Below are 23,989 nucleotides of genomic sequence, written 5' to 3' on the forward strand. Positions count from 1 at the left end.
TGTATAGTATTTGAATTTATTTCATTTTGCTCCGCAATATAGGCATTTGTGATAAAATGCCAAATAAGATTACTAATTCCTTCCTCTATAATATTACTTGAATAACTGATAGAACATAAATTAATTGATTTTTAATTAGTTATGTTTTTTTATTTTGCTACATCGGAAGAAATAGAAAAGTAGTAATTAATTATTGACTTGATTCTTCCAATAGTCGTCTGTGGTAATTTATTTGACCAAGATGATAGGTGAGGTGAGTAGTGAGATGAATCAACATGAATTCGGTTGATGTTGTTGTTTCAAAAACCAAAAGAGGAAATTCCATTAGTAATTCCTTTTCAGTTAGTTTATCGAGCGAACGGTCTACTACAATACTAGTCTCCTCAATTTTACGGATCAGTTCCATTTTTGGAATATCTTTTAATGAAAATTCCAATTCTCGATTCCTAGTATAATTGGTGTTTCCAAAAGTCGCGCCGATGTAGGTGTTTAGATTTCCTACTACATGCAAACAGAGGTTTCCGGCAGAATTAGTTATTCCTTTTTGAATTGTCCAGATTTGACTTTCGTTTTGATATAGTTCAATTTCTTGTTTTAGTCGATTTAAATCTCGCTTGAAAATTGTCTTTAAAGTTTGAAGTATCATGCAGTAGTTTTTTGATACTTTTTGAGAGAGTGTAGTGCGTTTTCATTTATTTTCTTTTGCATGTAACCAGTCCAGCCCAATAGATGCCCCGGAATTCCTAATGCCTGCTTTGACCATTTCCATATATCAAAATCATCAGTATGTCTAATAATTAGACCATCTTTAAAAAAGAACTCCGCTCTAATACGGTTTATCACCTCTCGATTATTTTTGCTAAAATTATATGTGGCTTCCCAAACAGCAGACCCTTGATAGTCATTGGCTTTTACTTCTGAAAACTTAATTTTCACATTTCCATTACTCTTTGTCATTAGCATCTTCCACATGCTACATACATCATTTCCTTTCAAAGAACCGAAGATTGGATCTCTAAATTCAATATTAGGATGGTAACAAGCGCACATTTTTGAAGCATCGCCATCAGCAAAAGCATCGTAAAATTTAGTTATGGTTTTTTCGTTTTCAGTCATAATTTATAAAAAAAGAAGAATAAAAATAATGAATTTTTTAATTCAAAGTACTTTATTTTTAAAATATATAGGAAATAGATTGTTTATTTTCTAAAAAGTTAAATTTTAGGATCGTCGTATACTTTCGTATACGTACTAAGCGATAGAGATCGCTTTTGCAAGATATATGTCTTGGACTGCATTTATAATTTTTACTCCATCAGTAAAAGGGCGTTGAAAAGCTTTTCTTCCCATAATTATCCCAGATCCACCAGCCCGTTTGTTTATTACAGCAGATTTTACCGCCGCTTTAAAATCGCTTGCCCCTTTTGATTCTCCGCCAGAGTTGATCATCGCAATTCGTCCAGCGTAACAATTCAGAACTTGATACCTGCATAAGTCTATTGGATGGTCACTAGTTAACTTTGTGTACATTTGTGGGTCCGTTTTTGCAAACTCAATTGCTGTAAATCCGCCGTTATTTATGGGCATTTTTTGTTTAATTATATCCGCTTGCAGGGATACTCCTAAATAATTTGCTTGAGCTGTTATGTCGGCTGCTGAGTTATAATCAACATTGTCTTTTACAAATGCATTATTTCTAGCGTAACACCATAGAATTGTAGCCATTCCTAAATTATGGGCCTCTTCAAATGCTTTTGAAACTTCTATTATTTGTCGATTCGATTCGGCTGAACCGAAATATACTGTTGCGCCTACTGCTACAGCACCCATATTCCAAGCGTCTTTTACGCTCCCAAACATTATTTGGTCGTATTTTTTAGGATAAGTTAGTAATTCGTTGTGATTGATTTTTACAATAAAGGGAATCTTATGGGCATATTTTCTGGAAAGTAGTGCTAAGCCACCCATCGTAGAAGCTATAGCATTGCAACCTGCCTCAATTGCTAGTTTTACAATGTTTTCAGGATCGAAGTACATTGTGTTTGGAGCAAACGAACTTCCGGCAGTATGCTCAATCCCTTGGTCTACTGGTAAAATTGATAGATATCCTGTAGCGGATAGTCTGCCATGATTGTAAATCTGTGTTAAGCTTCTAATAGTTTGTCCGTTTCGATTGCTTTGCAAAAAAGTATCTGTGAAATCTGAATGGGGCAAATGAATTTGGTCTTTAGTAATTCTTTTGCAAACATGGTTTAGCAAAAACTCTTCTTCCTCTCCTAATAACTCAAGTAATTGGTCTATATTTTCCATTTTTAAATTGTGTTTTATGAAATAACATTCTTCAATTCGAAAATATATATTGAATTATGGTCTATAGAGTGGATAATCAGTATATCCTTTTTCATCAGCGGTATAGAATAAATCGGCATTAAGATTTTGTGAAAGTGGCCAGTTATTTTTAAATCGTTCCACAAGATCTGGGTTATTTATAAATGGTCTTCCAAAGGCTACCAGATCAGCGAGTCCACTTGCAATAGCAACTTCTGCAGTTTCTTGATTATAGCCACCACAAAGAATTAGCGCATTTCTAAAGTTTTTCCTAATTGTTTTTTTTATTTCCATTGGTACGGGAGGCGCTCCCATGGCAGAATGATCTACAAGATGGATATAAGCGATACCAATTTTATTCAGTTCTTTTGATAGATAATCATAGGTATCGTCTATTTCTGGATAATGTGGCATATCACTGGCTACACCATAGGGAGATAAACGAATTCCTGTTTTGTCTTTTCCAATGGCTTCAGCAACGGCAGTTACTACTTCGATTACAAATCGGCATCGGTTTTCAATGCTCCCACCATATTCATCGGTCCTGATATTACTTATTGGTGATAGGAATTCTTCCAGTAAGTATCCGTTGGCCCCATGTAATTCAACTCCATCGAATCCTGCAAACAGGGCATTTTCTGCAGCGCACACATATTCAGTCTTTGCGTGCATAATATCTTGTAAGCTCATTTCTTTTGGCACGACAAAATCTTGTAATTCTTTTAAATCGGTCCACATCTGTCCGTCAGCTTTAACAGCTGAAGGGGCAAATATTTCACTTCCTTCAGGCATATTCAATGGATGACTTATTCTCCCAGAGTGCATTAACTGAACAACGATTTTACCTCCGTTTTTATGTACTGCTTTGGTTATTTCTTTCCAGCCAGTCACTTGTCGTTGTTTAAATATCCCCGGGATTCTTGCATATCCAAGTCCATTTAGAGAGGGCGATGTACCTTCGGTAATGATTAAACCAGCGCTAGATCGTTGCCTATAGTATTCAATCATCAACTCATTGGGAACATTTTTTATAGCTCTGCATCGGGTCATAGGTGCCATGACAATCCGATTTTTTAATTCTATAGAGCCAATTTTTTCGGGAATGAATAATTGTTGGTTTCTCATCTTTTTTTACGGTTAAGTTGTTGTTATAAAGATAATTATATTTATTGGATTAAGGGGTTAAAATGAATATGGAATTGATTTTGACAGTAGTAGAATTGCAGGGATTATAAAAATTAAACAAAAAAAGAGGATAGACTGTTAAGTTTCTATCCTCTTTTTTAAATTTAAAAAATACGTTTGTTGTTACATTGACCTATTATTTTACTGGTACAATATCAATAATAACAGTTCTGTTATAAGAACGTTCTTCTGGAGTTTTGTTTTCAAAAGGAGATTTGCTTTCATCCTCTCCAAACCCATTTAATTCAAATTTCACATCTTTTCTGTTAGCTTTAGATAGTGCACTTTCAATTATATTTTTCACATCGTTTGCACGAGCTAATGATAAATCTCTATTGTGATCTTCTCCACCAATAACGTCAGTATGACCATGAACTAGTACTGTTGCTCCAACTGGAATTTTTGGCGTAATTACATCAGTTAAATATTTTTCATAGATTGAAATAGCTTTTGATTTATTAAATTCATAAATAATGCTGTATCTAAGTCCTTCTTCTGTTTTAGCTGGTGTCCAAAGTACGACGTGTACAGGAGCTTCATTCTCTACAACAGCGCCACTTTTAGTTTGACCTATCATTTTTACTTTGAAATCCCCTTCTGGACGACTTCCTAAAATTGCTTTTCCAGGAATACGAACTTCGTCTTCAGTATAAGGTCCGAAAGCTTGTGTTTTACCTTGTTCGTCAGTAATTTGTAATGACCACGTAGATAAAGCTTCACCAGCACCTTTATTATTGAAAGTTACATAACTTGAAGCAGGAGCTTCTTGAGATGGAACAATTTTTACTGGTTTCAATTGAGCACCAGCACCACTTTGAAATTCCATTAATAAAGATGGAGAATTACTTTCGATAGATACTCTGCGGTCTCCTTCACGAAGAAGTCCTAATTCAAGTGTTCCACCTGGTTGTTCTGATGGAATATTTGGTTTAGATTGACCTTTAGTACTTATTCTTGTAGGATTGATTGCAAATACATCAACTAAATATGTTTTAATTGATTCTGACATTGCTAAACCATCTGCTGGTCCTTGTTCTGATGAACCTACCAAAGAAATAGTTGCATTTGGATTTTTCTGCATGCGGTCACCAAGAATGTTTAAAATATTATAATAAACAGTCATTTGTCTTTTTGAACGATCTGATAAATTTTTTGGAGCAAAAACTTCCAATTGGTCTTCTTTGAAATCTTTTACCTGATCTTTATTCAATAAAACATAACGGCTAGGTATTTCACTTGATCCATTGTTAAAATACACATAGTTTCTAAGTGGAAATATCTCAGTAAGTCTAAGATCTCCAGGAACATTACTAGGAGAATCTACAGAAAACGAAACTTCTTTATCAGCTTTAATATCAGTAGCTTCTTGAATGTTTTTTCCTTGTCCAAATTTAAGTGCAACACCTGCTCTTACAGTCGTATTGTTCCATGTTTCTGTTGAACGTGGGTTTTGACCAAAATAAGGTTGGAAAGAAACAAAAGGAGACAATACAAATTGTGTTTTGTTTGCATCTGTTGAAAGAGGAATATCATAACCTGCTCCAATTTGCATAGAAACAATTGTTTTTTCGATTTTATCAAAATCACCTGTTACTGCAGGAGTAGCTTCTTGATCTGGATACGCTGGGTTGATCCCTAATTGGTATGTAAATGATTTATCCAAGTTGAAAGCTAAACGTGGACCACCATATAAATAAAAATTAGATTTAAAAGGAGCAAAACGTAAACTTGGTTCCACTGTAATATAACTTAAGTCAGTTGATAAATCAGCTGGACAGTCGCATACAGTAGTTACTTGATCAAAATCACCTTTACGGCTATCGTAACCAGCTTGTAACATAACACCCCATCTTGAATCGGCAGGGCGATATTCTAAAAGCGGTGCAATGAAAAGTCCCGCTCCAAATCCATCATGAAATGTCTTTGGCGACGTAAAACTTGCATTCATTTGTTGTGTTGAACCACGGTAAAAATTAAAATTAGCTCCACCAGCTACACCAAAGTACCATGAAGGCTTTGCATATTTAACTGCGATAGTTTCCTGCGCTTGAGCAGTTGTTTGAAAACTTAACCAAGCTAAAGCTATTATTCCGACGCTTTTGATGGTAAGATGAGTAGGAGACCATGCATTAGATGGTTTCTCTGTATAAAAAGTTTTTGATTTCATTTTTTTTATTATTAGGTTTTATTTAAATATATCCCGCCCTGAGACGGGATATGTAAAACTTGGGGTATTACTTAGTTAGCAGGAACGTTAATAATGGTATTAACCATAGTTACTGAAGATACTAATGAAATAGCTCTTCCGTTTAATACTGTTTCTGCACCAGGTAGAGTAGTGCTGTTTGCAGGTGCTGACAATGTCACACCATTATTTGCAATAACATTTCCAACCATTACACCACCACCGGCGTAGTTGATAACTGCTTGACTACCTACGTACCAGTAAACATTGTTTGCTTTTGCACCATTTATTAATTTAACACTTCTAGATGCTGCTGGAGAACCTACTGTTAATGAAGATGCTGATTGGAAATACCAAGTCGCATTTTCATTACCTTGAGCATCTAATGTTAAATCACCATTTGTAATTTTGTAAGTACCACTTGCTGATTTATAAACACCTGGCGCTAAAGTTAATGCTCCAAGTTCTCCTGAACCTTGATCGCTACCGCCTGGTTTGTTAGCTGGAGAAATACTGTTATAAAGATCTCTTGCTGCATTTAATCCTTCTAGAGCTTTGGCTGCTTTTGTAGCATTTCCTGGTGCAGGAGCATCGGTAAAAATACCACCATTAACTAACCCATTATTAAGAGGAGTAATAGTATATACTTCAAAAGGAGATGCCATAGTATCGGTGAAACCAGTTACTAAAGACGATGCAGCAGTTGTACCTATTGCTCCGTTAACTCTGGTATTTAGTCCTTGATTTGTAATTCCTGCATTTCCTCCAAAAACTCCGAAGAATAAACCTGAAGGCGCAGGGACAACTGTTGCCGACAATGTAGTGAAGTTCCATACATAGTTATTTGCTAAAGGTACTCCGGCAGCATTTTTTGCAGCAGTTGTAATGGTTGCTGTATATACTTTACCTTCTACTAAAGCGTTTGTTGGTTTGAATGAAGCAGTAGTTCCTGAGTAAGTTACAACTCCCGTGATAGCTGTTGTACCTTGTTTCAATGTGAAATTAGTAGCATTGATCGTTAATGGATCCATTACCATACTAAAGTTAGCAGTAATCGTTTTATTAAGTGCAACACCTGTCGCATTACTGATAGGATCTGTAGAAGTTACTGTTGGGGCTACTATAGTTCCAGTTGTAAATTTCCACTCATAGTCACTTGGCAAAGGTGTGTTGTCTAGATTTGTTACAGCTGCTGAAACAGTTGCTGTATAGACTGTATTTGCAGCTAATGGTAATGTAGGAGTAAATACAGCTGTTGTTCCGCTATATGTTACAGTTCCTGCAATGGCAGTATTTCCTTGTTTTAAAGTATAGGTGGTTCCAGTAATAGTACTAGCTTTCATTGGCATATTGAAAGTCACACTTACTAATTTATTTAAAACTACGTTATTCTCGTTATTTGCTGGGTCAGTTGACGCAACCATTGGAGTAACTGTTAAACCAGTACTAAACGTCCAAATTTTTTCTGTTTGTAAAGCGTTACCTGTAAGGTCTTTTACTGTTCTTTTTATTGTAGCAGTATACGTTGTGTTAGGAGAAAGTAAAGCAGATGGTTTAAAGGTTGCTGTTTTACCTGAGTAGGTAATTACACCAGCTATCTGTGAAGTACCGCTTAAAGTAAAAGAAGACTGATTTATAGTTTCAGTATTCATATCTTCATTAAAAGTTGCTGTAATCAATTGATCCAAAGGAACATTAGTAGCTGCATTTAACGGAGTAGTACTTAGCACTTCGGGACAAAGTCCATCGATTTCTACGAAATCGTCTTTCGCACAACCTGAAATTAAAGCAATAAATAGTATTGCAAAGGTTAATAGTACATTTTTAGTTTTCATTTTATTAAGTTTTAGGGATTAATTAATTTTTAAGTAAAGGTTAGTTTAATAGCTTGTAGAAGTGTTATACTATTAAAGTGTATCCTTGTATAATTCACTTATTTAAAATGTTAAGAACAAAAACAATTCGTTTTAAATCAATAAGTTGCAAAATAAAAACTGTTAATGGCGCGTTATTTGGCATATTTTATTGAACTCAAATTAAAAAAAAGCCGTATTACTATCAATAAAAAAGGGTTGAGTTTTTTTTAAGAAAAGGATATCTTAAAAAACAGGGTTTAGGACAAGGACTGTCCGTTGCTTATGATTGGAATAATGAAAGGGGAAGCTAATGTTCTATTTTAGAAGTTTAGCAGCCTAGGTAATATAATAGTTTAGATGAGCCTATTTTTTGCTTTTTGTCTCAGGTCTAAAATATAGCTATTGAGTTCTTTAGTTAATTCATCAAGGGATTGGGCAGATGTTTTTATATGATCTAAAGTTTGTTTAAGATCTACCTTAGTATCTGTTGAAAAGTCAACTAATTGGGATAAGCCTAGAATGTTAACAATCGGTTGTCTTATTTGATGAGAGGTCATATATATCATCATCTCTATTCCTTCAATGTATTCCTTTTGATATTCTTGGGCTCTTTTGAGTTCTATGTTAGCTATTAGTAACTCTTGTGCTCTTTTTTCCTTTTCTTCATTTTGGAAAAGAAGTTCGGTGTTGGCAATAAATAACTCAGCGGCTCTTTTTTCCTTTTCTTGATTTTGAAATGCGAGTTCTTTCTTAATGATAATTAACTCTTCGTTTAATATTTTGCTGTCCATGGCTCCCTAATTGAAATTGTTGAAAAAAATGATGATTAAACTTAAAGGATTACCGGATGCTATTATTTCGGGTCACTTTCTAGAAAGAATATAAATCAGCAGTATTATTCTAATCATGATAAGTAAATTGACTTATTTAAAATATAATGTTAATTTTTTATTTAAGAAGTATTGATTTCTAAAGATCAATACGTTTAGCAACTAAATTTGTTACTACAAACTGGAATACGGTACCTAGTACTCTTTTTATTGGATTGTGAGTTGATCCTAACAATAACTTCTTTGAGATATATCCAGTAGATAAACCTATTGCAGTATTAAGTATATTGTGTCTTAAATCTGGAGAGCTTGTCATTTTGTTTAAAGCACCCTTAAGAAGATTTAAAGGCTTTACGCTTTCACTTATGACAATATAGTGTTCATGTAATGATGCGAATTCGGCAGCCTTTTTTTGTTCTAATAGTAAGATCATTTGGCTCAAATTTTCTGTAGCGTTACTTTTTTTCATGCTATTTATTTTTTAGCATTTTGGTAATAATAAAATTACTGACAGGCATTTTAATCCATTGATCTTTATAAGAATATAATACAATCGATAGGATTAAGTAGAGAAAGGCCATTATGAAGAAGCCGAAATAAAAATTCCCTAGGAGTTCACCAATCCAAAACGAAAGACCAAAGTTTAGAAGAAGAATAAACATAGCAAAAACAATAGCAACTGTTAATCGAGAGATCAATGAAGATGCAACATCTGCTGAAGTGTCAATAACTTTTAGTTTTGCCAATTCTACAGTTGTACGCGTGTAGTCTTCTACTTTTTCGAAAAGAATTTCTATTGTTGTTGCTTTGCTACTCATAATTTTATTTTTAAGCAATTAAAGTTTAAAAACTTTAGTATTAGATATTCAGATTTTCAATATCTTTTTTAGTTTTCTCAAACTTAGATTTTCCTTCCGCAAAATAACCTTGTCCTTCTTCTTTAAGAACATCATATTTTTTTGAAAGTGTTTCTAATGCAGAATCAAACTTATCTTTTAGTTCGTCTTTGTAATCGTTGCTTACGTTTTTAATTTTCTTTCTTGTTTTTTTTCCTTTTTCAGGAGCAAATAATATTCCCATTATTGCACCTGCTGCAAGACCACCTAAAACTCCTAATATTACTTTATCTGTTTTCATGTTTGTTTTTTTTATTATTTTAAAATATACTTATTCTATAACCTTCTTCCTTGGATAAGTCTTAATAATACTGCAATTACTGCAATAACTAGTAAAACATGTATGATTCCGCCCGCGCTAAATGCGAAGAATCCGATTGCCCAAAAAATGATTAAAATTACTGCTAATGTGTAAAGTAGATTGCTCATGATTTCTATTTTTATGGATTAGTTATTATTTTTAATACTTGAGGCTCTATAGTAGAAGCCCAATTTTGTTTTTAGTTTAGTCTAAGACCAACATATACATTAAATACACTGTTTTTAGCATCTGAATCCCCAAAGCTTCCTTCTTTGAATACTTTTGTTAAACCGTAATTGTATCTTACTCCAAAATTTACTACTTCTAAATCAATACCTAGACCTCCAGAAAGACCAGCGTCAAACCTTTTGAAATCATTAGTGTCTAATTGAGTTTCAGAGGTAAACAGGTTTGAATCGTTTGTTGTTTTACCGCTTACCATATAAGCTGCATACGGACCTACATGTACGTTAAATGCATCTGTAAGATTAAAAACTAGTAGTACAGGAACTTCAATATAGTTTGTTTTGAATGTTGCTGTTCCAGTTGCAAAAGCATTATTATAGGTAAGTTCAGCACCTTTAGTTGTATAAGAGATTTCAGGCTGTATGGAAACAGAATTTGAAATCGGGAACTTAGCATATAAACCTGCATTAAAACCTGTTAATATATTATTATCATCTACGTTATCAGTGTAAAGGTTGGAAAAGTTAAGACCACCTTTAAATCCAAATGCTGGAGTACTTGATTTTATGTCTTGCGCATTTGATGCATTAAATGCAAAGCATGTTAGTAAAAAAGTAGCTAACGTAAGTTGTTTTGTTTTTTTCATTTTGTTTGTTTTTAATTTGAATTTCTATTGAACTTATTGTGTTACAAATATCGGAAACATAATAAAGGAAGTTCTTATATAACTTTTGATAAATGTTACATTATTTACGGTTAGGTAATTGCTGTATAGTGATTTATAATTATAAACCTGTTTTGTCAACATGTACCATTTGAAATTGTTAACTCTACTTTATTAGTTTTGAGCCCGTTTTAAAGACCATTAATAATTTTGTATAATTCTTGTCTTGTTTTACCAAATTTAAGTTGAAGCTTTGCGATCATTTCTTCTTCTTTACCTTCGAGAAATAATACATTAGTATCAGTCAAAGCAGCAAATTTTTGCTTTAGATGTTCCTTTTGTTCTTCCCATGTCTCTTTGAGATCTTTCTTTTGCATTTCAATGTAATTTATATTCTATATTCAGTATAATGCAAAGGTGAGCACTTATGAGTTTAATTGTGTTATATAACTTTTATAAGAAGTTATATGATTCACTTATTTTTGAAAAAAGAAAGTGGTAAAGAGGATTTTTATAGAATGGAATCATTAAAAAAGGGCACAAAAAAAAACACCTCCATTTTAGTGAAAAATGGAGGTGTTTGAAATATTTTTTTTGTGTTGTCTACAACAAACTTATTGCTGCAATGATTTTTGCTTGTCCTATTTCTACATCAATATTGTCAACTTTAACTTCTTTTAAGGCAGGTACGATAGTGATATCTGGCGTAATGGTTAAAGAGTATTTTCCTGCAGGAAGACCCATTACCAGAAATTTCCCTTCAACATTTACATTCGTAGAATATGTTTCCAAAGTAACAACGTTAGTTGCAGTTGCAACGGCTAATGTTCCAACAGGCGTAATAGTACCTTTGATGGCTCCACTTATTGCAGATTCAACTGTTCTAATAACAGGTTTCAATTTATAGCCTCCATTACCTAACTTAACGATTGACTTGTTAGCATCAAAATCAAGAAGTACATGATACATTATACCTTCTTGCAATGTTTGATGCACCTGAAGTTTCAATCCAGACTGCTCTGCACTTGGAGTGCTCAATGGATAAGTCATATCGTCTAGAACCACAGTGTTTCTTGTTCCTAAAATAAGTCTTATTTGCGATATTTTCGATATTTCTAAGGTATCCGTCGCAATAAGTTTTTCCACTCCATTCGATAATTTAAGTAGGTCATAGATACCAGGAATCACATTCAATGTTACAGTTTCTGATCCTTCACCTTTAATTTCGACACCGATAACATCTACATTCACTTGTTGATAAGGCCCTGGCGCATCAGTCATACTTACTGAATACGGATAGCTTGCTTGTGCATTATCATTATTACATGAGTTCAATAGGAACCCAAACATGATAAGAGATAGAATTACATTTAATTTTTTCATTTTTTTATTCTTTAGGGATTAACTTTAAACATTTATTAATTATGTAAAGGTGAAGCTATTACCTCAACGGTGTGTTATACGATTTTAGTATTTAGTTTCATTATTTACGTGTTAAATGTACAAATAAAGAATAATGGCAAGGGTTTTCTTATGGCTTGTAGCTTTGAGTTGTAAGATTGTTAAGGAATGAAATACAGTTAGTAAAGAATATTTTAATGTTATTTTACCACTTCATTTTTTTCTTTTAATTCCTTTGCTTTTGCTAGCTCTTCAAGTCTCTTCTCTTCCGCTTTTTTCTTTTTATTAAAATAGCCTTTCAATAAAAAATTATGTTTTGCCGCTTCCATATTTTCACTTAGTCCTTTAGACCCTGTTTGAAGGTTAGTTAGTGTTTTTGTTAGACTGTTTGCAAATTTTTCATCAGTGATTAGTTTTGATAAAGCACCGTTTCCATTATTCATTTTATAAGTGAATTCCGCAAGTTCATTAGTGATGATACTTGCATTGTCCATACTCACTTTAATACTTCTCATAATTTCGTCCATTTCAATAGCTTGGATTGATTTTATGGTTGCATTATCTTTTACTATAGTCTTCGAATTAGTACCTGGAGATATGGTAAGAACTTTATCTCCCATTAAGCCATCTGATCCAATACTGGCAACAGCATCGCTCTTAATGAACTGCTGCACCTCTTTTTTAATTAATAATCGAACTACTACTGAAGTATCTGTTACTAATTGTATTTCACTTACCGTACCCACATTTATACCGGAAAAAAGTACATTGTTTCCAATTTCCAATCCGCTAACATTCTTGAAATTTGAATTTAATCGAAAGGTAGAGCCAAACATGTTTTTCTGTTTTCCAACAAAATATATGGTGGAGGTAAACGCTACTAATCCTATTATAACAAACATTCCTAATTTCCAAGTGTTCCCTGATTTGCTGTTCATAACTAACTTCTTAAATTAAATAATTATATAAAAAAGGAGCGGACCCATTGATCTTCACTCTCTTCTAATTCTTGATAACTGCCTTCCGCATGGATTACTCCATCCTTGAGAATCATAATGCGGTCTGCCGTAAGTTTTGCACAAGCCATATCATGTGTGATAATAATGGAAGAAGTGTTGTTCTTTTTCTTAAGATCCAAAATTAACTCGCTTATTTCTCTTGATGTAATCGTATCGAGACCGGTAGTAGGTTCATCGTAAAGTATAATCTCAGGTTTTAAAATAAGGGTACGGGCAAGAGCAATTCTTTTGCGCATTCCTCCTGATAATTCTGAGGGCATTTTATTTATGGCTTCAGCCAAACCTACGCTTTCTAAGACTGCGTTAATCTGCGTTTCTATTTCTTGAGATGTTAAATCAGAAGCATGACGTTTTAAGGTGAATGCCAGATTTTGTTTAACGGTCATCGAATCATATAAAGCGGAATTTTGAAATAAGAATCCAATTCTAATTCGAACTTTATTAAGTTGATGAGTGGCCAAGTTTAATACATTTTGGCCAAACACTTTGATCTCGCCTTCATCGGGTAGAACTAGTCCCACGATACATTTTATTGTTATTGACTTCCCAGAACCAGATCTTCCTAATATTACCAGATCTTCTCCTTTATTTAGAGAAAGGCTAACACCTTTTAGAACATGATTGTTTTCGCCAAAGGTCTTCACAAGTCCTTTAATTTCTATAACAGGTACTTTTTCTTCAATAGTAACTTGAGGAAGTATAGTTGTTGCTTCTTGTTCCATTTTAAAAAAGTAAATCAGTTAATTGAACGGCTAACATGTCGATGATGAAAATAGTAAGCGATGCTGTTACAACGGCTGAATTTGCAGCTTGGCCCACACTTGCCGTTCCATTTTCAGCATTGAATCCTTTGTAACAACCAATCATTCCAATAAAAAAACCGAAAAAGAATGTTTTTATGGTCGCCGGGATTATATCTATGAATGCAAGGGAATCAAAGACTTTAGAGATATAACGAAAAAGGCTTACGTCTCCATGCATGTTTATACCAATATACCCACCGAGCATACCAATTCCATCAGCAAATATTACTAGTAGTGGAACCATAAGTGTTGTAGCTAGAATTCTAGTCACCACTAGGTATTTGAACGGATTAATTGCGGCTACTTCCATCGCATCTATTTGTTCCGTTACTTTCATGGAGCCCAGCTCAGCACCTATTCCGGATGAAATTTTACCAGCACAAATCAACGCGGTGATAACGGGCGCAATTTCTCTAATCAATGAAAGTGCCACCATGCCCGGTAACCAAGATTCGGCACCAAATTTAGCTAGGGTAGGGCGAGATTGAAGAGTTAGTACTAATCCCATTATAAAACCTGTTATAGCTACTAAGGGAATCGATTTGTACCCTATAATATAACATTGTTTCAAGAATTCTTTGAATTCATATGGGGGAGAGAAAACCTCTTTAAAAAACTTTGTTGTAAATAATGTTACATTACCCACATCATTGAATACATTTTTTAGATAAACGGTCAAAGCTTCATATTTTATAAAGATTAATAATTAGTACGTTCAGTAATTTTGTATAATATTTGATTGTTTTATCTTGAGAATAAATTTTGTGTTGCTTTAAAAAGCACTTTTGAAAGACTTCATTTTATCATGATCAACATTTATAAGTAAATATTGATTATTAAGCATTACTTGTTGCTTCATGGAAAGAGATCCAAAATTGTTATAAATCGCTTCATAGTAGGATTGCATTACAATAGTTTCATTTCTTTCACAGGAATATATGACGTCGTTTAAATCCTTATAAATAAATATGTTTTTAAGGTTAAACCAAAAATTATTAAGAGATCCTTTATTACTTCTGTCTTCAACTGGAATTCCACCTAACTTTATAATTTCTTTTTTAAGTTCAGTTTTACATCGCTGACTTGTTATTTGAAAATTGCTAAATACTTTTTTTAAATACGATTTTTTGGTATCTTTTGAAGCCTTTTTATATCTTTTGATTCGGGCATTATTAATTATAATAAATGAATTTAATACGGAAATTGATTTTTCTTTATCCATTATTTTAATTTTTAAATTAATGCTATATTGCACTTACATTGGAGCAAATGTCTCTATTATCTAAATAATTCGTGTTGCATAATTTGTGAATAAATTTGTATTTTTCACAGTTTTGTTTTGAGAACGAAATAAGTAGTCCTTTTTTTTAATCAATTTTGGAGTCCTAATTCTACATATTGATTTTAAAATATACTTAGTATATTTATTGAGATGCTAATTTTCGGCAAAATATTTATTGATAAAGTCATGCTGCTGATTTACGCTCATTTTGTCCGTTTCTTTTATTTCAACTTTTATTTTTACAAAACGGTGGTCTTCGCTTAAAACATCAAATAGTTCGATTTTTGCATCAGTTGGGCCAAAAAGTACGATTTGTTTGTAGTTTTTAATTGCTTCACCTATTTTGTTATAATATGCATATAAAGTATGTTGGTCCATATTAATTAATGCTTCGGATTTTTTTGAAAGAATTAGTTGGTTGTTATCTTCAGTTAATTCAGATTCAATTGTTTTAATCTCAAAAGGGTTATTTGTGAATTCCATTAAATATGCAATAGAATGATCCATCCATACTCCTAATTTTTTTACTCTTTTCATGATGTTTATTTGTTTAATGAAAATATAAAAAATAATATTATAATTTCATTGTTCGTAATAAGTTAAAATTCAGCATTTTAATCTTAAATCATGTTACACAACTTTTATATAAGCTTATATAATTTACATATGGTATTAGGTAAAGGATAAAATTGTGATGGAGTTAAATTTGGTTGGGTTTTAGTTAATTAATGGTAATTGGCTGCTAATTCACTATTAAAAAGAGATAATTTGAAGTAGCATGTCAGAAAAATACAATTATATATCTTTCTTGTTGGATGATTCCTTTTTTGCAATTGCGGTGGGAGGAATGACACCATTATAAAATTTGGCGTAAGCCGCAGTAAATTCAGCACCAAAAAACAGAATCATCGATGAATAAGAAACCCATAATAAAATTAAAATTACAGAACCGGCAACTCCGTAAACTGATGCGGGATTTGCCGTACTGAAATAAAAAGCTAATATCGTTTTACCAACCGTAAATAGAATTCCCGTCACGATAGATCCTAGCCAAACGTGCTTCCACTTTATTTTAGCATCTGGTAAAATTTTAAACATTAACGCAAAAAGCACCGATATCACCGCAAAAGAAAATATAAAGTTTAATACGTTGAAAAAGGCAATCGTAGAATCGTTGGAATATACTTTAATCCAATCGGCCATACTGGACAGTGCCGTACTAACAACAAGAGAAACTAGAAGCAAAAAAGCGATGGCTAATATTAATCCAAATGAAAATAGTCTCGCTTTCAGGACAGTGAAGATTCCTTTCTTAGGAATTACTTCCACATGCCAAATGAAGTTTAGCGATTTCTGCAATTCCACAAATACACCTGTTGCTCCCACGAGTAAGATAACAACCCCAATTATAGATCCCCAGATGGTAGATTTTGATTCAGTAGATTTAATTAGAATTTGACTGATCTGGACCGATGTTTCTGAGCCCATCGTACTCGAAATTTGTTCTAAGATATTTCGATTTACAACGTCGTTACCAAAGAAATAACCAGCTATGGAAATTACTAACACTAAAAGCCCTGGTATGCTAAATATAGCATAGTAGGCAATAACGGCACTTTGTCTAAATGGATCTTTATCGTTCCAAGAGGTAAAAGTTGCTGATAATAGTTTAGTAGTATCTTTTGTTTTGAATTGCATTTTGAATAAAATAGTATAAGTGATAAAGGTCGGTAATTAAGGTGTTTAAACTGTTATATAACTTTTTTAATAAATTGTAATATTCACATTTTAGCATGCTATGTTTTCTTTTTATTCGAAAGGAAAAAACGCTATACATAAAAAAGGGTTGCATTTTACTGCAACCCTTTAACCAAACCAAACCAAACCAAACCAAAAAATAATTATTGAAATTGTGCCCTTTTCTAAACTTAAATAAAAAAGCGACAACTATTTTTATATTGTTTCTAATGTGTAGTGTTTTTTCAAAACACTACATGTTTCCTGTAGTAAGAATTGTTTGATTATTAGGATACTGCACTTCCGAATCTTGCTCCGCAGTTATGAAAATTTTTGTAGGCTTCAATGGAGTAACTGTTTCGAATGTAGCTTTCAATTTAGAAGATAAAAATTTTGAATCGCTTTTTATCTGTCCAATATTTTTAACCATCGAATCATCTGTTTCCATCCAAACGACATAGGCTTCTTTTGATGAATCAAGTCTCTTAACTTCTGCTAGGTTCTCCAGTTTAATTTGGATTAGGTAGTTCTTGTTCGCATCTTTTGTTACTTTGACATCACCACGGGCGGCAGGAACAATAGTTGAAGTCTGGAAAGCGACCTTTTTCGAGCAAGAAGAAAAGGATGCTGTTAGCATGATTACAAACAAACCCAAAATCAAGTTTTTTGTAATTACATTAAAAGTAGTTTTTTTCATTTTTGATAATATTTGCTGTTTAATAAAATTATATAAGAGGTATAGTAAGTTCAATCCTAAAAAAAACTCATTCCCATTGCAAGGCTTCAATAATCATAAGGATTGAAGTGTATATTATTTAGCTTAAATATCTTCGTAATATCCAAGCTATTGTTTCGTGTTCTTGTAACATTCCTGTTAGAAAATCAGCAGTACCAATATCTTTATTTTCCTTTTCAGATATGTGGATTCCCTTGCGCAGTGATACAATGACCGTTTCATGATCATTTAATAACTCAGTCAACATTTCTTTTTGAGATGGGTATTTGTTTGGGGATTCCTTAAGATTGGTAAGCTCCGTGAACTCAGCCATAGTTCCAATTGTCTTTCCTCCTAGTTTGTTGATGCGTTCTGCAATTTCATCGATACTTTCTTCTAATTGTTTGTATTGGTTTTCAAACAACTTATGTATTTCCATGAAACTTTGTCCACAAACATTCCAATGGAATTTTCGTGTTTTGATATATAAGGTCATTCCATCCGCTAAAACGGAAGAAAGTAATGCTACACTATTTGCTAAATGATTTTCTGTAATACCAATTTGTGGTTTCATAATGCTAATATTTTATTTTTAAACAGTAAACTAAATTTATTACCGTTTTTGAATAGAAATGGTTCTTAATTTAGAGAAATAAACAAGTTTTTTCAACTGATTATACCCTTTAAAATTAATTACTTCTTGTCTTTTACAACGAGTACAACACCTCCCATGATTAGTACTACACCAAGAATTGGAGACCATTGTACAGGATGACTTTGTTGTTTGTTTATTTCTATTGGTCCTATGTCTACTACTTTCTCAGTCGTCACATAATTAAATCCAGTATAAAACACCATAATGGCTCCAATAATTATTATTAGTATTCCTATGTTTTTTGCATTCATCGATTCTAAGTTTTTGATGTTTAAATTTGACAGTTGCTGTTTTGTGAAATGCTAATTACTAAATATTTGATAAAATAGATTTTTTTTTTAAAAACCTGATTTTAAAACCTATATAAAGATAGCGTACAAAAATTAAATGTCAAATTGTATTTCTTTCCAATTTTAATTAATTCTCATTGACATAGTACTCATTATGATAAATAAGATCCTAATTGATTGCTTAAGTAAGAACAATAAGGCTCTGTCAAATTTTAATATTATTTAAGATTCGTCTTTTGTTGTTCTAACTAAGCTTATTCCTGAAGAAAAGAATATTAGTCCTAGTATTCCGTAGATTATCAACGCTTTAATATCTTGATTACCGCCTGAAGTGTTCATAAATAATACTGCAGCATAAATTAACGCTCCGATACCAAGGGCTGTAAGTAATGCCCCAAAGATTCTTTTAAGATTCATAATTTTATTTTTTAGATTTATAAATTTGATAGTCTGTTTTTTTGACGATAGTATCAATTGATTTAAGAACTGAAAAGTCCAAACGCATTAAGTATCCATATGATAGTCACAATAACAATAAGTGAATTGAATATATTTTTCACTGTGGTATCCATAGGAACATAAGTATTGATGAGCCAAAGAACAGTTCCGATAACAATTAAAACTAACAATATGCTAATTAATGACATGATGATAATTTGTAATTATATTATTATCAAAGATAAAACTCTTATAGGCAGTATGTTTTATATAATTTGAAAGAAAAGTTTCATCATTCACAGATTTCCTCAAGTCCTACTTGATTTACATAAAAAAAGCACCGTTTGCCATTGGGCATTCGGTGCTTTGTTAAGTAGTCTTAAATTTTTTATTATGGTCGAGTAACCGTGTTCATTTGTAACGTAACTGCAGTTTGCGCCAACATTCTTCCGTTTATAGAAGCTCCAGTTTTTAAATTAATTCCGGTTTGACTTAATATATTTCCTTCAAAATGGCTTGTTGTTCCTAATGTAACTGCACCAGCGGTTTGCCAAAAGATATTTTTGGCTTGAGCACCTCCGGCTAAGGTAATTCTCACTGTAGCATTCATATCAAGATTTCCGGCAACTTGAAATATCCATACATCAGTCGGGCTACCCGAAATTGTTATGTCCGTTGGAATCAAAAGATCACTTGTCCAAGTATAAAGTCCTGGTGTAAGTGTTTTTCCACCGATACTTCCCGCTCCTAAATTTAAAAAATCAGGATTGGATCTGCCTGCAGCATCCGTGTAGGCCGTTTGCATGTCACCCACGGCCGTTGTCAATCGGGAAGCATTAGTTACTCTACACGGCAAAGGTCCTGCTGCATCAACTGTATATATAGTACCGGTTACTTCATTGCATTTTAAAAGAATGGCAGCGCCTGTTATAGGGCTTGCTCCAACATCTCCCGTAACGTCAGATTTGTAAACATCGGTAATTCCTGTTTTAGAAAGAATAGCAAAGTGCTCAGCAACACCAAGATTTACTCCTTGTAGTTGAGAGGTTTTTGACTGAGCGTCAGTGGATTGTTTAGCAGCTGTCGCAGTATTGGCTTCATATGTTGAATTTGCGACCACTAGCTCTGCGGAATCCATGTCTGTACTACAACTTGACATTACTGCAACTAATAGCATCGCTACGATTGGCATTACTTTTACTAATTTCATAAATTTGGGGTTTAAATTGTGAATTAATTATCACTATCCAAATGTGATGATATTATTATCAAAGAAGTTATGTTAATTTGCTTAAACATTATGCAATTAACATGTTTCAAGAAATGGAGATTTTTTAGTTTAACGTATAAAAGAGCAAAGCCTGTCAAATGACAGGCTTTGCTCTTTTATAATGTGTTTTTTAAGCGGTAGGATCAATCAGATCATTACATTCTGGCCATATACCAATTAAGTTCCTTTTCGATTCTTTCAAAATGGAAATAGGCAGTAATGTTTTTTTGAAGTCGCAAGAAAGACGTTTCGCTCTTTACCACATAATCAAAAGCTTTATGGTGCATACAACTAATGGCTACATCAATTTTATCCTGAGAGGATAGCATTACCACTGGAATATCTGGATCAAACTCTTTAATTTTGTCTAAGGTTTCAATCCCATTCATTGCGTTTTTATCAATTCCGTCCAAATGGTAGTCAAGGATGATTACATCTGGTTTTTTGTCTAAATTTGCTAGACAAAGTTCACCGGTCGCATATGTTTCCACAATGAAATCAGTGTGATGAATAAATTCGATTTCTAATGACTTTAGAAAAACGGCATCGTCATCTACTAAAAATAGTTTTATTTTTCCTTCGTTTTTCATCAGTTTTTGTTTTTTATATTATTAAATTCTATTTCTAATTCTTCACAAGCTTGATTACATACTCTTGAAAGTTGCAAGACTAAATCATCTATCTCTTCCTTTTTATCCTCTAAATCACCTGTGTAATTCTGTATTTTTTTAGCCATGTCTTCATATTCTGAGCTGATGCCCATTATCGAAAAGGAAGGTACCATTTTATGTGCTGAGGCTCGAAGTAATTCCCAATCTTTGTTTAACAAGCTTTCTTGTAGGGCAGTAACTAATGGACGCGTTTGTTGTAAGTAAGCGCCAATCATTTCCATCATTAATGTAGGATTAGATTTAGTACGAGACTCTAAATATGCTAAATCAATACATTTTTCGTTTTTGGGGGCACTATTTTGTTTAATCTCTTTTGCTTTTTTGGAAGATGGTTTTCTCACAATACCTACGATTTTGCTGTACAATAATCGTTCATCAACGGGTTTTGCGATATAATCATTCATTCCTACAGCCTTGCATTTAGCTAAATCTACAGTGGTAACATCAGCTGTTAATGCAATAATAGGAATTTCAGAATTCATTGTTGTTCTAATATATTCAGTAGCTTCAAATCCATTCATTTCTGGCATTTGAAGATCCATCAATATCAAATCATAAGAGTTGTTTTGCAGTTTTTCAATCGCTATTTTTCCGTTTTCGGCAATATCACGTTCGAATCCAAAATCATCCAATAAGGTTTTCATCAATAATTGATTCAAAGGAATATCTTCAACAACTAAAACTTTAATGTTTTTTGCGTCTTTGTCTAATTCAAGTATTTCCGTTTCTAGCTCTGCATCGGCAGTTGTTTTCTGGAAAGTCAATCTAAAACTGAAAGTAGTTCCTTCGTCAATTTTACTGATTACATTGATACTACCGCCTTGAGGTTCCACTAATTGCTTAACAATGGCTAGACCTAATCCAGTCCCACCATAAATTCTTGAGGTTCCGCTTGAAGCTTGTTGGAAGTTGTCAAATATGGAATCTAATTTTTCCTCTGGAATCCCAATTCCGGTATCGGCTACAGAAAATTCGATAGTAACATTTTCTGAATCTTCATCAACTAAACGTACACTAACAGTGATTTTTCCTTCGGATGTAAATTTGACAGCATTACTAACCAAATTTAAAATAATTTGATGCAAACGAATAGGATCCCCAACTAATACTGTAGGTATATTTGAATCGTATTCTTTAACGAGCTTTAAATTTTTCTCTTGAATTTTTGTTTCGAATAAATGAAGCATCGATTTAATAGATGATCTCATTTTGAACGGTGTTTTTTCAAAAGACATTTTCCCAGCATCTACTTTTGCTAAATCCAAGATGTCATTTATAAGTACAATAAGCGCATCACCACTCATTTTAATAGCATCGAGATACTCTTTTTGTTTGACAGTCAAATCTGTTTTCAGTACCACCTTTGTGAAACCAATAATAGCATTCATAGGAGTACGAATTTCGTGACTCATATTAGATAAAAACTGCTGTTTTGCTTTTACTGCATTTTCGGCAATTAAAGCAGCATTTTCAGCATTTCGTTTTTCTTCTTCGGCAATTCCTGTTGCGAGTTCAGCAAATACTTTAGCTTCTATCAGTTCCGTCTCAATTATTTTTTGATCTGTAATATCTCTTGCTACAACAACAACACCTAGTACATTTCCTTGATCATCTTTATAAACTGATCCGTTGAAGAGGACATCTGTTAGTTTACCGCTTTTATGGCGAAGGGTAAGCGGAGAGTCAGCAACTGATCCTTTTGCGAAAACTTCTTGATATACTTCTCTGGCCATCTGAGGTTCGGTAAAATAATCAAAGAAATCAGAACCAGTAAGAAGCTCTCGCTCCATTCCCGTGATCTTGATCGTCGCTTCATTCATATCAGTAATCTTTCCTTGGATACTTATCGTAACCAATGGATCTCGACTTGCTTCAATAAGACTCAGCGAATAATTAGAAAGTAATTTTTGTGCGGTCACATCTCTTGCGGCTGCAAATACACCAAGAACTACTCCTTTATCATCTTTGTAGACAGAAGCGTTGTATAATACATCTGTTAATTTTCCATTTAAATGTTTTATCGTCAAGGCATAATCTGAAACAAAACTTTGTTCAAATACTTGAATATAAGCTTGTCTTGCTCTTTCTGGTTCTGTAAAATAAATAGAAAAGTCTGTTCCTATTAAATTTTCTCGTTGAATACCGGTTACAGCTATTAATGCATGATTTACGTCAGTAATCTGCCCTTCGGCATTAATAGTAACTAGAGGATCTAAACTTGCCTCAAGTAGACTACGGGTATACAAAGCTGCTTGCTTTTGCTTTGTTACATCGCGTGCAACTATTACAATTCCTAATACCTTACCGACATCATTTTTATAAACAGATCCGTTAAATAATACATCAGTTAATTTCCCAGCTTTGTCACAAATAGTAAGCGGAGAGTCGATTACAAAACCTTTTGCAAATACTTCTTCATATACCTCACGTGCCATATCAGGGTGCGTGAAATAATTAAAGAAATCAGATCCTATTAATTCTTCGCGTTTAACACCGGTTATTTTAACGGTGGCCTCATTCATGTCAGTAATCTTACCATCTATATTAATGGTGATTAGTGGGTCTAAACTGGCCTCTATAAGACTAAGAGAATAATTAGAAAGTAATTTTTGTGAAGCAGTAAAGAGTTCTAATTCGTCATTTCTTACTTTTAAGCTTTTAACAATAATAAAGACAAGCGTAAAAATAACAAATATTAAAATTAAAAGTAAGAAGAACAGTATTTCCGAATATTGAATACTATTTTCATTTTCGGTTTTTCTTAGTTTAAGTGCACTGTATTCATCAACATTGATTTTAGAAATGATACTTTTAATTTCATCGGTAATAATTTTACCATCCTTTAGTATGGCGATCTTTTCATTTTCATCCAATAAATCATATGGTCTGTCATCAATGATTTTTTGCAATAAAACCAATTTTTTGCCAGTCATTATTTTTAAAGAATCGACCTGAATGTTTTGGTGCTTGTTTTCGCGGGTTAGCTCTGACAAGGTCGACAGGTTTTTGTTCATTGCTTTTACAGCATTATTATACGTGTCTAGATATACGTCATTTTCAGAGATGATATACCCTCTTACTCCAGTCTCGATATCAAGAATATCTAAAAGAACATTATCGTTTTTACGTAATACTTCCTGAGCATGTTCAGCAGAGTTGCTGCTAGACTTTACGTTTAGGTTATTGTAATAGAAAACACCCAAAACAGTAGTCAATATGATTGCTACCAGGATATAATAGAGTTGAAATCTTTTTTCTGAAATTAATTTCATGGTGG

28 protein-coding genes are annotated in these 23,989 nt (G+C 33.1%); all 28 read right to left on the reverse strand.

The features are described from left to right. Positions 1-190: 190 nt before the first annotated feature. The 28 genes from AAC069_RS12000 to AAC069_RS12135 all read right to left on the reverse strand — a co-directional run bounded on the left by AAC069_RS12000 (position 191) and on the right by AAC069_RS12135 (position 23,984). A complete protein-coding gene (locus AAC069_RS12000; protein WP_339920712.1) occupies positions 191-646 on the reverse strand; it encodes a DUF1572 family protein in 456 nt (151 codons plus the stop codon). Next, positions 643-1,116: a nuclear transport factor 2 family protein gene (locus tag AAC069_RS12005; RefSeq protein ID WP_339920713.1), complete on the reverse strand. Its 474-nt coding sequence runs from the start codon at positions 1,114-1,116 to the stop codon at positions 643-645. Before AAC069_RS12005 ends, AAC069_RS12000 begins: the two co-directional genes overlap by 4 nt. A 135-nt stretch (positions 1,117-1,251) precedes the next feature. Next, the gene (locus AAC069_RS12010) at positions 1,252-2,310 is read right to left on the reverse strand and encodes a class I fructose-bisphosphate aldolase (RefSeq protein WP_339920714.1); all 1,059 of its coding nucleotides are present in this window, start codon (positions 2,308-2,310) and stop codon (positions 1,252-1,254) included. A 54-nt stretch (positions 2,311-2,364) separates the two neighbouring features. After that, complete coding sequence (locus AAC069_RS12015; protein ID WP_339920715.1) at positions 2,365-3,453, reverse strand: alkene reductase; 1,089 nt, start codon at positions 3,451-3,453, stop codon at positions 2,365-2,367. A 196-nt stretch (positions 3,454-3,649) separates the two neighbouring features. Next, positions 3,650-5,680, reverse strand: a complete 2,031-nt coding sequence (locus AAC069_RS12020) for an OmpA family protein (RefSeq protein WP_339920716.1) — start codon at positions 5,678-5,680, stop codon at positions 3,650-3,652. Positions 5,681-5,751: 71 nt separating this feature from the next. Next, on the reverse strand, positions 5,752-7,533 hold the full coding sequence (locus tag AAC069_RS12025; protein ID WP_339920717.1) for an Ig-like domain-containing protein: 1,782 nt from the start codon (positions 7,531-7,533) through the stop codon (positions 5,752-5,754). Between the two features lie 374 nt (positions 7,534-7,907). Next, a complete protein-coding gene (locus tag AAC069_RS12030; protein WP_339920718.1) occupies positions 7,908-8,345 on the reverse strand; it encodes a histidine kinase dimerization/phospho-acceptor domain-containing protein in 438 nt (145 codons plus the stop codon). A gap of 178 nt (positions 8,346-8,523) precedes the next feature. After that, positions 8,524-8,853, reverse strand: a complete 330-nt coding sequence (locus AAC069_RS12035; RefSeq protein WP_339920719.1) for a hypothetical protein — start codon at positions 8,851-8,853, stop codon at positions 8,524-8,526. A 1-nt stretch (position 8,854) separates the two neighbouring features. Next, positions 8,855-9,202, reverse strand: coding sequence for a hypothetical protein (locus AAC069_RS12040; RefSeq protein ID WP_339920720.1), 348 nt, complete (start codon positions 9,200-9,202; stop codon positions 8,855-8,857). A gap of 40 nt (positions 9,203-9,242) precedes the next feature. After that, positions 9,243-9,521, reverse strand: a complete 279-nt coding sequence (locus AAC069_RS12045) for a YtxH domain-containing protein (protein ID WP_339920721.1) — start codon at positions 9,519-9,521, stop codon at positions 9,243-9,245. A 35-nt stretch (positions 9,522-9,556) separates the two neighbouring features. Continuing rightward, on the reverse strand, positions 9,557-9,709 hold the full coding sequence (locus tag AAC069_RS12050; RefSeq protein ID WP_139174262.1) for a lmo0937 family membrane protein: 153 nt from the start codon (positions 9,707-9,709) through the stop codon (positions 9,557-9,559). Positions 9,710-9,780: 71 nt separating this feature from the next. After that, entirely contained in the window at positions 9,781-10,413 is a 633-nt protein-coding gene (locus AAC069_RS12055) for a porin family protein (RefSeq protein WP_339920722.1), read from the reverse strand. Positions 10,414-10,622: 209 nt separating this feature from the next. Continuing rightward, on the reverse strand, positions 10,623-10,808 hold the full coding sequence (locus AAC069_RS12060; protein WP_091086104.1) for a hypothetical protein: 186 nt from the start codon (positions 10,806-10,808) through the stop codon (positions 10,623-10,625). A gap of 226 nt (positions 10,809-11,034) precedes the next feature. Beyond that, a complete protein-coding gene (locus AAC069_RS12065; RefSeq protein WP_339920723.1) occupies positions 11,035-11,814 on the reverse strand; it encodes a DUF4382 domain-containing protein in 780 nt (259 codons plus the stop codon). A 218-nt stretch (positions 11,815-12,032) separates the two neighbouring features. After that, on the reverse strand, positions 12,033-12,770 hold the full coding sequence (locus tag AAC069_RS12070) for an MlaD family protein (protein WP_339920724.1): 738 nt from the start codon (positions 12,768-12,770) through the stop codon (positions 12,033-12,035). 23 nt (positions 12,771-12,793) lie between these two features. Continuing rightward, positions 12,794-13,573 carry an ATP-binding cassette domain-containing protein gene (locus AAC069_RS12075; RefSeq protein WP_339920725.1) on the reverse strand — a complete coding sequence of 260 codons (780 nt, stop codon included), beginning with the start codon at positions 13,571-13,573 and terminating at the stop codon, positions 12,794-12,796. Position 13,574: 1 nt separating this feature from the next. After that, positions 13,575-14,333, reverse strand: coding sequence for an ABC transporter permease (locus AAC069_RS12080; protein ID WP_339920726.1), 759 nt, complete (start codon positions 14,331-14,333; stop codon positions 13,575-13,577). A gap of 93 nt (positions 14,334-14,426) precedes the next feature. Further along, on the reverse strand, positions 14,427-14,876 hold the full coding sequence (locus tag AAC069_RS12085) for a PA2169 family four-helix-bundle protein (protein WP_339920727.1): 450 nt from the start codon (positions 14,874-14,876) through the stop codon (positions 14,427-14,429). Between the two features lie 213 nt (positions 14,877-15,089). Beyond that, the gene (locus AAC069_RS12090) at positions 15,090-15,473 is read right to left on the reverse strand and encodes a hypothetical protein (RefSeq protein ID WP_339920728.1); all 384 of its coding nucleotides are present in this window, start codon (positions 15,471-15,473) and stop codon (positions 15,090-15,092) included. A 258-nt stretch (positions 15,474-15,731) separates the two neighbouring features. Next, a complete protein-coding gene (locus tag AAC069_RS12095; protein ID WP_339920729.1) occupies positions 15,732-16,634 on the reverse strand; it encodes a YihY/virulence factor BrkB family protein in 903 nt (300 codons plus the stop codon). A 292-nt stretch (positions 16,635-16,926) separates the two neighbouring features. Then, on the reverse strand, positions 16,927-17,370 hold the full coding sequence (locus AAC069_RS12100) for a hypothetical protein (RefSeq protein WP_339920730.1): 444 nt from the start codon (positions 17,368-17,370) through the stop codon (positions 16,927-16,929). Between the two features lie 118 nt (positions 17,371-17,488). Next, complete coding sequence (locus AAC069_RS12105; protein ID WP_339920731.1) at positions 17,489-17,962, reverse strand: DNA starvation/stationary phase protection protein; 474 nt, start codon at positions 17,960-17,962, stop codon at positions 17,489-17,491. 119 nt (positions 17,963-18,081) lie between these two features. After that, on the reverse strand, positions 18,082-18,294 hold the full coding sequence (locus tag AAC069_RS12110) for a hypothetical protein (protein ID WP_339920732.1): 213 nt from the start codon (positions 18,292-18,294) through the stop codon (positions 18,082-18,084). A 261-nt stretch (positions 18,295-18,555) separates the two neighbouring features. Then, on the reverse strand, positions 18,556-18,750 hold the full coding sequence (locus AAC069_RS12115) for a hypothetical protein (protein ID WP_091086069.1): 195 nt from the start codon (positions 18,748-18,750) through the stop codon (positions 18,556-18,558). A gap of 62 nt (positions 18,751-18,812) precedes the next feature. After that, positions 18,813-18,980: a Thivi_2564 family membrane protein gene (locus tag AAC069_RS12120; RefSeq protein ID WP_317040161.1), complete on the reverse strand. Its 168-nt coding sequence runs from the start codon at positions 18,978-18,980 to the stop codon at positions 18,813-18,815. 182 nt (positions 18,981-19,162) lie between these two features. Beyond that, a complete protein-coding gene (locus AAC069_RS12125; protein WP_339920733.1) occupies positions 19,163-19,981 on the reverse strand; it encodes an ice-binding protein in 819 nt (272 codons plus the stop codon). A 215-nt stretch (positions 19,982-20,196) separates the two neighbouring features. After that, positions 20,197-20,631, reverse strand: a complete 435-nt coding sequence (locus AAC069_RS12130; protein WP_339920734.1) for a response regulator — start codon at positions 20,629-20,631, stop codon at positions 20,197-20,199. Then, complete coding sequence (locus tag AAC069_RS12135; RefSeq protein ID WP_339920735.1) at positions 20,631-23,984, reverse strand: PAS domain S-box protein; 3,354 nt, start codon at positions 23,982-23,984, stop codon at positions 20,631-20,633. Before AAC069_RS12135 ends, AAC069_RS12130 begins: the two co-directional genes overlap by 1 nt. Positions 23,985-23,989: the final 5 nt, after the last annotated feature.

The sequence above is a fragment of the uncultured Flavobacterium sp. genome (assembly GCF_963974175.1).
Lineage (GTDB): Bacteria > Bacteroidota > Bacteroidia > Flavobacteriales > Flavobacteriaceae > Flavobacterium.

Coding starts and splice junctions, on each gene's coding strand:
- AAC069_RS12000 (WP_339920712.1), bottom strand. CDS start 646: ATGATACTTCAAACTTTAAAGACAATTTTCAAGCGAGATTTAAATCGA.
- AAC069_RS12005 (WP_339920713.1), bottom strand. CDS start 1,116: ATGACTGAAAACGAAAAAACCATAACTAAATTTTACGATGCTTTTGCT.
- AAC069_RS12010 (WP_339920714.1), bottom strand. CDS start 2,310: ATGGAAAATATAGACCAATTACTTGAGTTATTAGGAGAGGAAGAAGAG.
- AAC069_RS12015 (WP_339920715.1), bottom strand. CDS start 3,453: ATGAGAAACCAACAATTATTCATTCCCGAAAAAATTGGCTCTATAGAA.
- AAC069_RS12020 (WP_339920716.1), bottom strand. CDS start 5,680: ATGAAATCAAAAACTTTTTATACAGAGAAACCATCTAATGCATGGTCT.
- AAC069_RS12025 (WP_339920717.1), bottom strand. CDS start 7,533: ATGAAAACTAAAAATGTACTATTAACCTTTGCAATACTATTTATTGCT.
- AAC069_RS12030 (WP_339920718.1), bottom strand. CDS start 8,345: ATGGACAGCAAAATATTAAACGAAGAGTTAATTATCATTAAGAAAGAA.
- AAC069_RS12035 (WP_339920719.1), bottom strand. CDS start 8,853: ATGAAAAAAAGTAACGCTACAGAAAATTTGAGCCAAATGATCTTACTA.
- AAC069_RS12040 (WP_339920720.1), bottom strand. CDS start 9,202: ATGAGTAGCAAAGCAACAACAATAGAAATTCTTTTCGAAAAAGTAGAA.
- AAC069_RS12045 (WP_339920721.1), bottom strand. CDS start 9,521: ATGAAAACAGATAAAGTAATATTAGGAGTTTTAGGTGGTCTTGCAGCA.
- AAC069_RS12050 (WP_139174262.1), bottom strand. CDS start 9,709: ATGAGCAATCTACTTTACACATTAGCAGTAATTTTAATCATTTTTTGG.
- AAC069_RS12055 (WP_339920722.1), bottom strand. CDS start 10,413: ATGAAAAAAACAAAACAACTTACGTTAGCTACTTTTTTACTAACATGC.
- AAC069_RS12060 (WP_091086104.1), bottom strand. CDS start 10,808: ATGCAAAAGAAAGATCTCAAAGAGACATGGGAAGAACAAAAGGAACAT.
- AAC069_RS12065 (WP_339920723.1), bottom strand. CDS start 11,814: ATGAAAAAATTAAATGTAATTCTATCTCTTATCATGTTTGGGTTCCTA.
- AAC069_RS12070 (WP_339920724.1), bottom strand. CDS start 12,770: ATGAACAGCAAATCAGGGAACACTTGGAAATTAGGAATGTTTGTTATA.
- AAC069_RS12075 (WP_339920725.1), bottom strand. CDS start 13,573: ATGGAACAAGAAGCAACAACTATACTTCCTCAAGTTACTATTGAAGAA.
- AAC069_RS12085 (WP_339920727.1), bottom strand. CDS start 14,876: ATGGATAAAGAAAAATCAATTTCCGTATTAAATTCATTTATTATAATT.
- AAC069_RS12090 (WP_339920728.1), bottom strand. CDS start 15,473: ATGAAAAGAGTAAAAAAATTAGGAGTATGGATGGATCATTCTATTGCA.
- AAC069_RS12095 (WP_339920729.1), bottom strand. CDS start 16,634: ATGCAATTCAAAACAAAAGATACTACTAAACTATTATCAGCAACTTTT.
- AAC069_RS12100 (WP_339920730.1), bottom strand. CDS start 17,370: ATGAAAAAAACTACTTTTAATGTAATTACAAAAAACTTGATTTTGGGT.
- AAC069_RS12105 (WP_339920731.1), bottom strand. CDS start 17,962: ATGAAACCACAAATTGGTATTACAGAAAATCATTTAGCAAATAGTGTA.
- AAC069_RS12110 (WP_339920732.1), bottom strand. CDS start 18,294: ATGAATGCAAAAAACATAGGAATACTAATAATAATTATTGGAGCCATT.
- AAC069_RS12115 (WP_091086069.1), bottom strand. CDS start 18,750: ATGAATCTTAAAAGAATCTTTGGGGCATTACTTACAGCCCTTGGTATC.
- AAC069_RS12120 (WP_317040161.1), bottom strand. CDS start 18,980: ATGTCATTAATTAGCATATTGTTAGTTTTAATTGTTATCGGAACTGTT.
- AAC069_RS12125 (WP_339920733.1), bottom strand. CDS start 19,981: ATGAAATTAGTAAAAGTAATGCCAATCGTAGCGATGCTATTAGTTGCA.
- AAC069_RS12130 (WP_339920734.1), bottom strand. CDS start 20,631: ATGAAAAACGAAGGAAAAATAAAACTATTTTTAGTAGATGACGATGCC.
- AAC069_RS12135 (WP_339920735.1), bottom strand. CDS start 23,984: ATGAAATTAATTTCAGAAAAAAGATTTCAACTCTATTATATCCTGGTA.